This is a genomic window from Leptolyngbya sp. FACHB-36 (assembly GCF_014695955.1).
Taxonomy (GTDB): Bacteria; Cyanobacteriota; Cyanobacteriia; order Leptolyngbyales; family Leptolyngbyaceae; genus FACHB-36.
Window position 1 is genome coordinate 1 of record NZ_JACJPG010000216.1, and the last position, 13447, is coordinate 13447.

The 13447-nt window shown below is 51.4% G+C and carries 15 protein-coding genes; 12 read left to right on the plus strand and 3 right to left on the minus strand.

What is annotated here, in order from left to right; genetic code table 11:
* Positions 1 to 153: 153 nt before the first annotated feature.
* Complete coding sequence (locus H6F43_RS05020; RefSeq protein ID WP_190341272.1) at positions 154 to 552, plus strand: hypothetical protein; 399 nt, start codon at positions 154 to 156, stop codon at positions 550 to 552.
* Between the two features lie 82 nt (positions 553 to 634).
* Here the strand turns inward: H6F43_RS05020 and H6F43_RS05025 are convergent, their stop codons facing one another.
* A complete protein-coding gene (locus H6F43_RS05025) occupies positions 635 to 1003 on the minus strand; it encodes a hypothetical protein (protein ID WP_190341274.1) in 369 nt (122 codons plus the stop codon).
* A 573-nt stretch (positions 1004 to 1576) separates the two neighbouring features.
* Between H6F43_RS05025 and H6F43_RS21825 the strand changes: the two genes are divergently transcribed.
* From H6F43_RS21825 to H6F43_RS23000, 3 genes are all read left to right on the plus strand, one after another.
* Entirely contained in the window at positions 1577 to 1885 is a 309-nt protein-coding gene (locus H6F43_RS21825) for a hypothetical protein (protein WP_199290148.1), read from the plus strand.
* 104 nt (positions 1886 to 1989) lie between these two features.
* Positions 1990 to 2418: a translation initiation factor gene (locus H6F43_RS05035; RefSeq protein WP_190341278.1), complete on the plus strand. Its 429-nt coding sequence runs from the start codon at positions 1990 to 1992 to the stop codon at positions 2416 to 2418.
* Between the two features lie 510 nt (positions 2419 to 2928).
* Positions 2929 to 3069, plus strand: a complete 141-nt coding sequence (locus H6F43_RS23000; RefSeq protein WP_199290149.1) for a glycosyltransferase — start codon at positions 2929 to 2931, stop codon at positions 3067 to 3069.
* 205 nt (positions 3070 to 3274) lie between these two features.
* Here the strand turns inward: H6F43_RS23000 and H6F43_RS05045 are convergent, their stop codons facing one another.
* Complete coding sequence (locus tag H6F43_RS05045; protein ID WP_190341280.1) at positions 3275 to 3721, minus strand: NUDIX domain-containing protein; 447 nt, start codon at positions 3719 to 3721, stop codon at positions 3275 to 3277.
* Between the two features lie 311 nt (positions 3722 to 4032).
* Here H6F43_RS05045 and H6F43_RS05050 point away from each other — a divergent pair, with 311 nt between their 5' ends.
* The 3 genes from H6F43_RS05050 to H6F43_RS05060 all read left to right on the plus strand — a co-directional run bounded on the left by H6F43_RS05050 (position 4033) and on the right by H6F43_RS05060 (position 6526).
* Positions 4033 to 4437, plus strand: a complete 405-nt coding sequence (locus tag H6F43_RS05050; protein WP_190341282.1) for an Npun_F0494 family protein — start codon at positions 4033 to 4035, stop codon at positions 4435 to 4437.
* Positions 4438 to 4520: 83 nt separating this feature from the next.
* Positions 4521 to 5987, plus strand: coding sequence for a cobyric acid synthase CobQ (gene cobQ / locus H6F43_RS05055; RefSeq protein WP_190341284.1), 1467 nt, complete (start codon positions 4521 to 4523; stop codon positions 5985 to 5987).
* A 299-nt stretch (positions 5988 to 6286) separates the two neighbouring features.
* Complete coding sequence (locus tag H6F43_RS05060; protein WP_190341286.1) at positions 6287 to 6526, plus strand: 2Fe-2S iron-sulfur cluster-binding protein; 240 nt, start codon at positions 6287 to 6289, stop codon at positions 6524 to 6526.
* Positions 6527 to 6559: 33 nt separating this feature from the next.
* Here the strand turns inward: H6F43_RS05060 and H6F43_RS05065 are convergent, their stop codons facing one another.
* Positions 6560 to 7978: an NADP-dependent isocitrate dehydrogenase gene (locus H6F43_RS05065; RefSeq protein WP_190341296.1), complete on the minus strand. Its 1419-nt coding sequence runs from the start codon at positions 7976 to 7978 to the stop codon at positions 6560 to 6562.
* Between the two features lie 507 nt (positions 7979 to 8485).
* On the opposite strand from H6F43_RS05065, the gene H6F43_RS05070 reads away from it, so the two are divergent.
* From H6F43_RS05070 to H6F43_RS05090, 5 genes are all read left to right on the plus strand, one after another.
* A complete protein-coding gene (locus H6F43_RS05070) occupies positions 8486 to 9175 on the plus strand; it encodes a response regulator transcription factor (protein ID WP_190341288.1) in 690 nt (229 codons plus the stop codon).
* A 74-nt stretch (positions 9176 to 9249) separates the two neighbouring features.
* Positions 9250 to 9753 (plus strand): D-glycero-beta-D-manno-heptose 1-phosphate adenylyltransferase, encoded by a 504-nt coding sequence (rfaE2, locus tag H6F43_RS05075; protein WP_190341290.1) that lies wholly within the window; start codon positions 9250 to 9252, stop codon positions 9751 to 9753.
* A gap of 36 nt (positions 9754 to 9789) precedes the next feature.
* Positions 9790 to 10533, plus strand: coding sequence for a GUN4 domain-containing protein (locus H6F43_RS05080; protein WP_190341292.1), 744 nt, complete (start codon positions 9790 to 9792; stop codon positions 10531 to 10533).
* Between the two features lie 106 nt (positions 10534 to 10639).
* The gene (locus tag H6F43_RS05085; protein WP_242025340.1) at positions 10640 to 12109 is read left to right on the plus strand and encodes a GAF domain-containing protein; all 1470 of its coding nucleotides are present in this window, start codon (positions 10640 to 10642) and stop codon (positions 12107 to 12109) included.
* A 76-nt stretch (positions 12110 to 12185) separates the two neighbouring features.
* Positions 12186 to 13447, plus strand: a 1262-nt coding sequence (locus H6F43_RS05090) for a cellulose synthase catalytic subunit (protein WP_190341294.1), incomplete at its 3' end; no start/stop codon positions are given.

The window sequence follows — 13447 nt, forward strand, 5'->3', positions numbered from 1 at the left end:
CACATTAAGTGGTATCACCCTAACTTCATCCAAATTAGGTCCGAGGATAGGTTTCCTTTTTGTAAACCCACTTAGCCTGGTAAATATTCACACGCTGTATTGACTGTGGCGTTTGTAATTCCAAAGTTTTTAAATGCTTAAGGAGAATGTCGTATGGCAGAAATGCAAAAGCAGGGAAAACCAGACGATCGCAAAGACGACGAGTGGCAGCATGATCTAAACCCAAATGCCATGGCGGGTCAAAATACTGGACTAGAAACCACACTGCCAGAAAAAGAAGCTCCTACTGCCTACGATATTAAAGAGCTTCACCAGCACTTGCAAGATTACAGCGACACCGAACTGAAGCGAATCAAGGTACTACCACAGGGAACCCGCTTAAAGCAAGGTGCTACGTACTTGGACTTAAACAATCCAGAGCGCGAGCCATTCACAGCTATGGGTGGTTTGGAAGTAGGACCCGAAAATCACTACATCCCTAAAACTGAGATCGATTACGAACTATGGAATCGGTTAATAGGTATTAACGATCCAGAGCGAGTGAATTCATAAAACGACAATCCCCGACTGTACAAGCCGGGGACTTAAACAAGTTTACGATCGAGTAGCTATACGCTTTCGACCATTACAAAGCCTAGTTGGGTTTCACCTTGTCTACAAGTTCCCGCACCTTACTAATCGAGGTCTCCAAAGAACTTGTTTCAGGAACTTCCTTATTGTTTGTGCCAACAATTCGCTTATACGGCTTAGGCATTTTTTCTGGATCTTGTCCTTCACTCAGCCGCTTTTGATAAATCTCCTCTTGAATGCCCGTGGTGGTTCCGTATTCATCAAATGCTCGATCGAGTCTTTCTTCAGTCGTTAAGCGTTCAGACGCTGAATTATCTGCCGCAATACTGGGTTGAGCAATAGCTGCAAACAGGACAGACACTTGAATAACTGTGAACACCAGGATCAAAACTTTCTGGCACAGCGGCTTTAAAAACAAGAGAAATTGACGCATTGAAATTGCTCCTACAAAGCGAATACGTACCTAAGTTGAGGCATCCTACGATGCCACAAATAGCAGTGCCCTCCACCGTGGGAAAGAATTCTGTATCAGCTAAAAACCTTGCAGCTTAGCTACATCTAAACCGCAGGCATTTACACAAAAATGCGACTTTAGAAAGACTTTGAAAAAATAACCTCTGTCTAATGTAGGAAGCAAATCACCTATCATTGCAACAGAATTGCAGAGAGTCTTACCTGGATTATTAAGTAGCTCATGCAGCGCCTCTCTGCCCTCCTGACTGCTTGCAGCAAAGCGCTACTTACCAGTGCTCAGTGTACAGTACAGCCTGTATCAGGCTCAGGGTGTAAGGGAAGATGAATGAATACAATGCAATTGCGTATGCGTAAAAAACTGTTTCGGGGTATGTCCTACTGGCTTTCACTTGTGATGGCCGTCCCTCTTCTAGCTAGTTGTGGAAGTGGTGCTAATCAGGCAAACTTACCACCTGTTGATGAGTCTCGAACTCGAACCGCATCACCAGCACCTCAACAAGCTCAGAAGCGTGGATTAAACACTGGACAAAAAGTGGCTATTCTAGCAGGAGCCGCTGCCCTCTACTATCTCTACAATCGGCATAAGAATCGTCAGAGTGCAGGTGCAGAAGGTAAGTACTATCTCTCGAAAAATGGGCGGATTTATTACCGCGATGCTCAAGGTCGTGCCCATTGGGTAACGCCTCCTAAAGAGGGAATTCGGGTTCCTGCTGAAGAAGCAGAACGATACCAGGAGTTTCAAGGTTACAACGGTCGTACAACCGGGCGCGACCTATCCAGTTTGCCCGAGGCGCGGCAAGCGCCTTCCCAGTCGCAACAGCCGTATCCACTGCCTCAATAGTTTCAGTTAGTTTGACTTCTCTAAGGCAGATGTAAAAAGTAGTCGATCGCCGAGAACGACGCATAGTTTTATCCATACACCACTCAATTTTTTGGAGAATCGTAATGGTAGACAATTTTTTCCGTCGCATTCAGGAAGCTGTAACTGGCTCTGACGAGAACGTTGATCAGGAAAACGATCGTCGTTCCTATCCTGCAAACCAAGACTCTTACGGCGACCCCGCAGATCAAGCGGGTTACGGCGGGCAATATGGCGACGCCCTTCCTGCCAACCAAGACTCTTACGGCGACCCCGCAGATCAAGCGGGCTATGGCGGACAGTATGGCGATGTGCTTCCTGCTAGCCAGGATCCCTATGGCGACCCCGCGGACCAGGCAGGCTATAGCGGACAGTATGGCGATGTGCTTCCCGCCAGCCAGGACCCCTACGGTGACCCCGCAGACCAGTATGCTGCTGGGGAGTTTGGGAACGTGCGCCCTGCAAGTGAAGATCCTTACGGAGATCCCGCCGACGATTCTCGCTACTCAGTCTAGTTGTTGCTAAAGGTTAAACGGTCGTCCTGCTAACGCAGGACGACCGTTTGCTTTTAATATCAACTTTCTAATGGGAACTAAAACTGAGCAGCTAATTTGATTAAGTAATTAGCTAAAGTTCGTTTCTTAAAAGCCGCTGGCTCCGAAAGTGTTTTAGCTGTTTAATAGCTTTTGTCTCAATCAGCTGATGGATAAAACGCGGCAAAAACCGAAGTAAGTAGGCAGCGGCTAGAGCCATAAGAATGTGGCTGGGTTGTTCAAGCAAGACTTGCCAGCATGTTATCAGCGATCGATGCATTAAAGACACGGCTATCTGACCAGCTTGTAAACGAAGTGCTCTACCAGCTAAATACCTGAATACACAAGCTCTAGTCGTGGGAATGGGCAGTGATGCAGATGCACTGCATCAACGCATCACTGAAATGAACTTGCAGAGCGTAATTTGGGTGAGTCAATATGTGCTTGATCGCGCTCTGATTCGACACTATCTCAGCTGCTGACGTTTACGTTCTGGCGTCGCGTCATGAAGGGTTTTCCGCCGCGCCGATCGAAGCGATAGCGTGTGGGTTACCCATCATCGCAACTGACACGCCCGGCATACCAGACATTCTGAAGGATAATGAAGCCTCAGAAGGATTGGTCGTGCCATGAGGGGATGCAACCGCGATCACATCAGCGCTGGAACACGTACTCACCCACGAAGAACAAAGCTGCGCCCTAGGCACCCGTGCTCGGCGTCGAGAGAGGCAGTTGGTAAGCAACTGTGTAACTTTCTTTTAGCGCATGGAGTGCCCACCAAAACTTGAAATCAAGCCTTCTGCGAAAATCCTGGAGACTAAGAACATCAACGCATACGCTACAGTGAGTCTGGGTGGCTAACTAGATAGCGATGGACATCAGTGAGAATCCGTTTTGCCCCATTGAAGCTGAGACGCGCGATCGCAGCATTGTAATCTACCCAGGCATGTGCTCGAATCTCTGCCTCCTGATGGTGCACCGTAGGCGACTGCACGAATGCCGGAAAATAAACGACCGTCTTCTCAAACCGTTGTCCCTCACGGGAAAACGTGTAGTGCTCGACAAAGGACAGCTCCTCCAGCACCCTGTAGTCTGAAATGCCCGTTTCCTCAACAAACTCCCGGCAAGCTGCCTGAAGCGCTGTTTCACCTGGATCGGCATGTCCCTTTGGAAAGCCCCAATGTCCGGCATGATGCTGGATCAGCAAAAACAAATAGGCAGACGTTTGAGGCAAGATAGGTACAATTCCAAAGGCTTCATCTTGGGTGATGTTTGACCTAGCCATGATCGTTGAGTGCTTGGCGAGTAGAAAGAAAGGCAGACGTGAATAGATGAATCAATCTGTAATTAAAAATCTAAAACCTAAATCTGTCTGATAGCTATTTTCTAAGCATTAAACCACTCATTCGGCGTTTCGTCGTTCATTCTTGAGCGTTCTCATAGGTGTTGATGTAATTTTGCCCGTTGCCGCTTCAGAGCATTTAGTCGGAAAATAAGAAATTGGTTGTGAATAGTCTTTCTAACGACCCAGGATCGCGTGGTCGCGATCGCTCACCACACCGCTATCTATCATCTATTTGTTCTTACCACCCCTCTATGACAACCTTCAATCGACGAGCGATGCACTACCCCGATCGCACCATCAATCGAGCAGAGCGGGCAATGCGATGTGCGCCATTTCGGCTGAACCTGTTCACTACCATGGTGTCTCAAAGCGTAGCACTCAAGGCGATCGCGGGTAGCACAGGCGTACAAAATCAGTATACGCGCCGCTCTATTTCGGAGCTTGCCGTTGAAACTGAGCTTTTGTGGCTGATCCAAGTCGGGCTACTGCGGCGTGAAGTTGATGGTCAAGGCTTGACCGATAGCTTTCGCGTCACACCGCTAGGTCGGCAACTTGCAACCAAGTGGCAAGCAAGCAGCAGTGCAACTCGTCGCACCCCCAGTCTGCAAGATCGCTTCTATAATGCTCTGAGTCGCTGGCTCAGGCTACCGATCTAGGGTAACTATCATAGTGATGCCTTAGATGGCAGTTCAGTCTCGCTTCTTCGCCTCACTCCTCCTTACACATTCTGGGATTCTGCATGAAAGCCATTATGGTTGTGGGAACAACATCCCACGCAGGAAAATCGCTGCTGACCGCTGCTATCTGCCGCATCTTAAGTCGGCGTGGCTGGCGAGTTGCACCCTTCAAAGCCCAAAACATGGCGCTCAACGCCTACGTTACGTCTGGGGGTGGCGAGATCGGGCACGCACAAGCCGTGCAAGCCTGGGCAGCCGGAATTGCCCCTGTCGTAGAAATGAATCCGATTCTGCTCAAACCTCAAGGCGACATGACCTCGCAGGTAATCCTTAAAGGCAGAGCAGTAGGCAAAGTGAGCGCGGCTGACTACTACGACCAGTTCTTTGAAATTGGCTGGCAGGCGGTAGAAGAGTCGCTGCGGCGTTTGGGTGAAGAGTTTGACCTCTTGGTTTGTGAAGGGGCAGGAAGTCCGGCAGAAATTAATTTGAAGCATCGCGACTTAACCAACATGCGCGTTGCAAAGCACCTGAACGCGCCAACGCTGCTAGTGGTCGATATTGACCGAGGTGGCGCCTTTGCCCACGTAGTCGGCACGCTAGAGCTTCTCGATCCAGACGAGCGTGCTTTGATTCGTGGAGTAGTGATTAACAAATTTCGGGGGCAGAGATCGCTGCTGCAACCCGGAATCGACTGGCTGCAAGAGCGTACGGGCATTCCCGTCGTTGGTGTCATTCCCTGGCTAGACCATGCCTTTCCTGCCGAAGATTCGCTCAGCTTGTTCGATCGCCCTACCCAAACCAATGGAGACATCAACATCACCGTTGTCCGCCTGCCGCGTATCTCCAATTTCACAGACTTTGACCCGCTAGAAGCCGAATCAACCGTTTCTGTGAGGTACATTAGCCCCAAACAGTCGCTTGGGCATCCCGACGCCGTAATTTTGCCAGGATCGAAAACAACGATCGCCGATTTAATTATTCTGCATAAAACCGGAATGGCAGAAGCAATTCACAACTACGTTGCAGCGGGTGGCACTGTCTTAGGCATCTGCGGTGGCTACCAGATGCTCGGTCAGATTTTAGCTGACCCTGAAGGCATTGAGGGACAAGAAGGGCGCTACAAAGGCTTGGGGCTGTTGCCGCTTAAAACGGTCATTGCCGGACAAAAAGTAGCTCGTCAGCGCACCGTGACCTCGAACTTTCCCCAGGAAGGGCTACCTGTCTCTGGCTACGAAATTCATCAGGGCAGAACCCGCTTGATAGAAGCAGAAAACGGCACCCAGGCCCTATTTGACGACCCGAACCTCGGTGTTGTAGACGAAACGCAATCGGTTTGGGGCACGTATCTTCACGGCATCTTCGACAACGGACCTTGGAGACGGGCATGGCTAAATCGCCTACGCCAGCAGCGCGGCTTGAAAGCGTTGCCGACAGGGGTTGCCAACTACCGAGAGCAGCGAGAACTGGCACTGGATGCGTTGGTAGACTCGATCGAGCCTCATCTCGATCTCGCTCCAGTGCTGCCTTAAGTGATGAGCTTCTTGAGTGAGGAGTTCTTAGCAATTCGTTTTAGCGTTTAAAGTCAGCCGTTGTAACAGCTAAGAGCACGAATCATCTGCCGAACAGTGATTGCTAAGAACGTTAACCGGATGACCCATAACGAACAACGAACGATTAACCGCTACAAATAAAATAAGCGCGCCAGATGCTCGGCGCGCTTAGTATCCCTAACCCTTTCGGTGCAACGTACCCGTTTGTTCTTGATACATACAGTAAGGGCGAAGTATCAAAAAGCTCAGCACGTTTAGATATTCTTTAGAATCCTGTTATGAGTGTTTGCATTCGCTTTCTACCTGATGATGTAACGATCGCCGCTGAACCGGGTGAACCGCTGCTGCACGTAGCGGCTCGCGCTGGTGTTTCTATTCCCACAGGTTGCCTGATGGGGTCGTGCCACGCCTGCGAAGTCGAACTAGATGACGGTGAAGCCATCTGCAGCTGCATCAGCTCGGTACCACCCGGACGATCACACCTGACCGTGAATCTCTTCACCGACCCAACCTGGTAAGCCGCAGGGTGGGCACTGCCCACCCCCATTCAGCTAAAAGTGGCGAATAATTGCCTCAGCAAACTCCGAGCACTTCAGCGGCTCCACAGGCGGCTCCATCAAGCGAGCAAGGTCGTAGGTGACCTCTCGATTGGAAATTGCCGCCCCGATGCCTTTAGTAATCAAGTCCGCCGCTTCCTGCCAGCCCAGATACTCCAGCATCATCACGCCTGACAAAATCAACGAGCCAGGATTGACGCGATCGAGCCCCGCGTGCTTTGGTGCGGTGCCGTGGGTGGCTTCAAAGATGGCGCATTCGTCGCCGATGTTTGCCCCCGGACCCATGCCCAAGCCGCCGACGATCGCTGCCGCTGCGTCCGAGAGGTAATCGCCATTCAGATTCATCGTCGCCAAAATCGAATACTCATCGGGGCGGGTCTGGATCTGCTGAAAAATGCTGTCGGCAATGCGATCGTTGACCATGATCTTGTTCTTCCACTGCCCGTTGCCGTGCGTGTCCCAGATTGTCTCTAGAACCGCGTTGACCTCAGCACAGATTTTCTCCTGCTTCTCGCGGGTAAGAGCGTCGTAGCCTGGTTCAATCTGACGAGCATTTTCTTCCAGTGTTATGTCGGGAGTGCGCTCCCGGTTGTTCAGAATCCAGGACTCGCGCTCTGTAATGCACTCAGCCCGGAACTCGCTCGTTGCCAACTCGTAACCCCAGTCGCGAAACGCCCCCTCGGTGTACTTCATGATGTTGCCCTTGTGCACCAGCGTCACCATCTGCTTTGACTGAGGCAAGCGCAGGGCATGCCGGATTGCGCGGCGCACCAAACGCTGCGATCCGGTTTTGCTAATCGGTTTAATACCAATACCAGAGTCCAAAGGAATTTGCTTTTTGCCGTGCTCTGGCGTTGCTGGGATTAGCTCAGTATTGAGGATCTTGATGAGTTGATCGCCAATCTCGCTGCCCTGCTTCCACTCGATCCCCAGATAGATGTCTTCGGTGTTCTCGCGATAGATAATCACATCTAGCTTTTCCGGCGTGCGATGCGGCGAGGGCGTGCCTGCGTAGTATTTGCAGGGACGGACACAGGCATAGAGATCAAAGATCTGCCGTAGGGCAACGTTCAGAGATCGAATGCCTCCGCCGATCGGCGTTGTCAGCGGTCCCTTGATCGCAACGCCGTACTGCCGAACGGCTTCTAACGTATCCTCTGGCAAATACTGATACGTGCCGTACAGCTCGCAGGCTTCATCCCCAGCGTAGACCTTAAACCAGGTAATCTTGCGCCTGCCGCCATATGCCGCCTCGACTGCCGCATCAAAAACGCGCTGCGATGCGGGCCACAAATCTATGCCTGTTCCGTCGCCGCGAATGAAGGGAATAATGGGATTGTCGGGGACCACGGGTTCGCCGTTGCGAAACGTAATCTGAGCACCCGTCTCAGGGGCAGTAATCTTTTCATACATCATCTACGGTAGCTCCCGGTAATTTGGCAGCAGTAAGCTAGTGGCACGTCACTCCAATTCAATCAGCTTAGCTCAGGTGCTGCCGCTGGCATCGTGGCTAGAATACCTCGATCGGGACCTGCTAGGTGTAGCTCAAAGCGCTCTTTTACCGTAACTCTAGAGGCACTCTTGATGAATTAAACGACCGCTAGGACGGCGTTGTACAAATAATCATCTAGATTTGCGTCCTCTGGACCTGTCAGCGTTTCTTTAGACTCAGCTCCCTATGACTTGGATTTCTAGGTACGTAGAAACTCTAGACTAAAATAGTACAGGTGACAAATGGTACCGCCGTGTCTTCAGAGCACACGTCAAAATAGGCTGACCTAACATCTCTTTACTTTTTTCTGCCTCCTTACTCTACGTTTGCTACGATTAAAGCTCTTTTAGAGAAATGTATTGAAGCTTATCAGAACACAGTACTTGTCTGAGGTATTACATCCGAGTTTTACCTGAATGGAAATCTAGATGAAAAGAATTCTAGTAGTTGACGATGACACAATTCTGCGAATGGCGCTGACCCGCTACTTAGAAAAGCGGGGCTACTTGGTTCAAGACGTGGGGTCTGGAATCGAGGCGCTAAGCATTTTTGAGCAGGACCCCCCTGATCTGGTTGTTTCAGATGTCATGATGCCTGAGATGGATGGGTTTGAGTTCTGTCGTCGGCTACGGGCAACTCGCTCAGGACAACTCGTGCCATTTATTTTTCTGTCAAGCAAAGGAGAGGTTGAAGACCGGGTACGCGGTCACTCGATCGGTGCCGATGACTATCTGATCAAACCCTTTGAACCCAGAGAGCTGTTAGCCAAAATTGAGTCGCAGCTCGAGCGATCGCGCCGGATTCACCACGAAATTGTTCGCCTGCTGCAAACATCAGGAGCAACCCCAGCCAGCACCGAAACGGCTGCCTTGCCTCCTGACCCGCTACCGCTGACTCCCGCAGAGGAGAAAGTGTTTTGGGAAGTGATTCAAGGCTACACCAACAAGCAAATTGGCGATCGTCTATTCGTTAGCCCCCGCACCGTGCAGACTCACCTCAGCAACATTCTCAGCAAGCTTCAGCTTGAGAACCGCTCTCAACTGGTGCGGTTTGCCTTTGAGCGGGGTTACAAGCTGCCAACGGAAACTACTCCTGCACTGCCTGAAGAGGAATTTTGAATTATAAATTTTGAGTCATGAGTTAAAAAGCCAACTTAAAATTCATAGTCTGTGACTGTTAATTTCTCTGCCCCATGATTTCTGGCTTCTACACCCTAGCGGAATTGCAGCAGACGATCGCCGCTGATCCCGTCCACTGGCGACCGCTGGTTTTCACAAACGGCTGCTTTGACCTGCTCCATGCTGGTCATGTACGGTATTTACAGGCAGCAAAGCAGTTTGGGCAGGCGTTAGTCGTAGGGCTAAACAGTGACGAGTCGGTGCGGACCATCAAGCCCCAAGCGTCAGGACGCCCTCCGCGACCGCTCGTGCCAGAAGCACAGCGCGCGGAAGTGCTAGCATCGCTCAAGCCCGTCGATGGCGTCGTGCTATTTGCCGAAACCACCGCAAGTCAGCTAATTGCCGCGCTGCAACCCGACATCTATGTCAAAGGGGGAGACTACCGCATCGAAACCTTGCCTGAAGCCGCGATCGTTCATGCCTATGGTGGTCGCGTCGAGCTAATTCAAATCGAAGTGCCTAGTTCAACCTCCGCGATCGTCGATCAAATTTTGCACGCCGTTAGGTCACAGCCCTGAGTACCCAGCCCCTAATCCCCTGTCCTTTTCACGTTCATGTCTAGTCTTTCTCAGTCCTCATCAGAAGCTGCTGTCTCTGATCTCAGTCTTAAACTGCGCTCAGCACCCGAACCCATTCAGTTGCAGTTGATCAAAGACCTGCAAGCTGCTGGAGCTTCTGGGTGCACCGTATTAATGGAGTTCCTATTGGAGCGATCGGCGGTAACCGAAGCCGTACAGCCAAATTTGGTGCAGGGCGCGGCGTATCAAGCCCTATTCAGCGCCAACTTACCTGAAGCAACCGCATTTTTGCAGACCCACTTCCCAACGGGAGTCGTGCCGCTGCGCTCAATGGCTGGAATCGATTACGCCCCGCTGCAACAGAAGCTGGCAGAGCAAGACTTCCAAGCAGCAGATCAACTGACACTGCAGAAGCTGTGTGAATTGGCAGGACCCGCCGCTGTCCAGCGAAAGTGGGTATATTTCACCGAGGTAGAACAGTTTGCGATCGTCGATCTTCAAACCATTAACGCCCTCTGGCTAGTGCATTCAGAAGGGAAGTTCGGTTTCTCTATCCAACGGGAAATTTGGCTAAGTTTAGGCAAAAATTGGAACAAGCTATGGTCTAAAATTGGCTGGAAATCGGAAAACAACTGGACCCGATACCCTCAGGAATTTACATGGAATCTATCGGCACCACGCGGGCATTTACCGCTGTCAAATCAACTACGCGGCGTACGGGTGATTACCTCGCTGTTGGGGCATCCTGCTTGGTCTAAACCCTACATAAGTCCTCCGTAATCTCTCCCGTTTAGCCAATTTGCTGCCTAGAAATTCCGTAGTCTTCCTGACTATCTCATTGTTCATCACGTCAACTGCGAGGGAATGCTGGGACTATTCAAGACTCTTGAGGACACGACTGGAGGGTCTATGGCAATACACGGGGGAAGGCAGAATTATGAACTCCGACAGCAGACTATTTTGTCGTCTTGACGGATTGTCCTCGATCGCACGCGAACAGCAGCGAATGCAGGTAATGACGGAACTGGGATTACTGGAACCAGAGAGTGTTCCAGTGTTTGAAGAAGCGACCCAAACTGTCGCACACTCGCTGAACGTCCCAATTTGCATTTTGGGGCTGATGGAGCCGGAGCACCAGCGATTCAAATCAGCCGTAGGTCTTTCCAGACTGGGGCTGATGAACGAACTGGCAACAGTCCGCCAATTGCCGCGTTTGGAGTCCTTTTGTACCCACGTTGTAGACAGTCAGCAAATTCTGCTGCTTCCCAATACCCTCGCCCATCCTGCCTTCGCTAACAGTTACCTTGCCCATCAGTATGGCATCCGTGCCTACCTAAGTGTTCCACTCATGACATCCGCAGGCGTGTGCCTCGGTAGCCTTGCCGTTATGGACTTGGTGCCACATGAGTTTACCCAGAAAGACGTTGAGTTTCTGGAACTCACCGCCCGCTGGACCATGAGTGAGTTTGAGCGACAGCAGCTTGTCAAAGTGCAGCAGTTCTCAGCACCATCTAGCTATTCCGCTTCGCCCATTCCACCTCGATCGTCGATCGCAACTCAACTCCGCATCGAACTCCTAAGCCAGCTAACTCAGGAACTCTGTACACCCTTGACCTCAGTCATGGGGATGGCAAGTGTGCTCAACCGTGAAATCTACGGACCTCTGACAACTAAGCAGAAAGAATACCTGGACATTATCCACCGCAGCGGGCAGTACCTGCTGTCGTTGGTCAATGAGATTCTGCAACTGTCGGAGCTAAAGGACAATAGCCAGGCATTAAACCTCACCTCGGTGGATGTGGAGATGCTGTGCCAGCAAGCGATCAATGCGCTGGAGCAAGCCGCTTATCGCCGCGAACAGCAAATTCGACTGTCCGTAGAACCGGGTCGGCGCGTCTGGCTACTGGACAAAGACAAAGCGCGACAGATGCTATATCACTTGATCTTCAGCATCGTTCAGTCCTCTAACGCTGGCAGCACCGTGCGGCTGCACGTGTCTCGCAAAAGCAACAATTTGAATATTGCTGTTTGGGTGTCGCATCCCTGGCTGGGTGAAGGACTTCCCTGTGGAGAGGTATCACACCCACTGGTCGCAACGGGTGGCTTCGATACCCTCGACGGCTACCCGCTAGAGTACGAAACCAGCACCTCCAGAGCAACGGTAGGGTCAACTGCAACGATCGCAACCCATATAGAGCCTGCTCCAGCCGATGCCACAGCTGAAAACTTAGGCGTGCTGCTCTGTCGTCAGTTTGCTCAACTGCACGGCGGTCACTTAATGATCCAGCGCGGCTCGGATGCTGGCTACCGCTACATCATCAGCTTGCCTAGAATTGCCGGAGTGGACGACGAGTAAAGCGCTAACCATCCGGCTCCGATCGGGCGAATCGTGATTCACAATTGACCTATCTTCGTGGTGGAGTAATCAGGTCATGACGTTTTTTCGGTTCAACCGTCAAGGACTCGGCAAAAAACAACTGTTCCAGCCTCAATGGGCAACCTTGGTGATGCTGGGCGTGGTGCTGTCGATGGGCGGTATTTGCGCTGCCTGGTTTACTGGCGAGGGGACAATCCACCGCATCATTAAGCATTTTGAGCGAATTCAGCACCAGCCACCGCTGTGGTTAGAAGTGCCGATGGTGACAGGGCAATATTTGCTGGCACCCACTGTTGTTCTGCTGCTGGTTGCATTAGTGGTAATGCGGGCATCCCCAGAGCCGCGCCCGTGGTCACGCGCGATCGTCGTGGGAATTCTGCTGATGTTGACAGGACGGTATGTTCTGTGGCGATCGTTGACTACACTGAACCTGGCGAATCCGCTCGACGGCGTATTCAGCCTAGGACTGTTTCTGCTGGAAATGCTGATGCTGCTCAGCAGCTCCATTCAGCTCTTCCTGATGCTGCGGGCAAAAGACCGTCGTCGCGAAGCTGACGTAAAGGCGATGTCTGTGGTTGAAAATCGCTTCACGCCCTCTGTGGACATTTTGGTACCGACCTACAATGAACCCACATTTATTCTGCGAAGAACGATTATAGGTTGCCAAGCGATCGAGTACTCAAACACGCGCGTCTACTTGCTAGACGACACAAATCGTTCAGAGGTGAAGGCACTAGCCGCCGAGCTAGGCTGTGAGTATCTAACCCGACCAGACAATCGCTTCGCTAAAGCAGGCAACCTGAACCACGCTATTACTCAAACGCACGGCGACCTGATTGTCATTTTCGATGCTGACTTCGTGCCCACCCGCAACTTCTTGATGCGCACGGTCGGCTTCTTCCAGGATGAAACGATCGCGCTGGTGCAAACACCGCAGAGTTTTTACAACCCGGATCCGATCGCCCGTAACTTGGGATTAGAGGACATTTTGACGCCGGAGGAAGAAGTTTTCTACCGCCAAATCCAACCCATCCGCGATGGAGCGGGCAGTGTAGTGTGCTCTGGCACGTCATTTGTGGTGCGGCGAACCGCCTTGGAGTCAGTAGGCGGGTTTGTGACAGATTCGCTAAGCGAGGATTACTTTACAGGCATTCGGCTCTCTGCTAAGGGCTATCAATTAATTTACCTAGACGAAAAACTCAGTGCTGGACTCGCCGCTGAAAACATGGCAGCTCATGCTCTACAGCGGCTTCGTTGGGCGCGAGGAACCCTGCAGGCGTTTTTCATCCATGCCAATCCGTTGACCATTCCTGGACT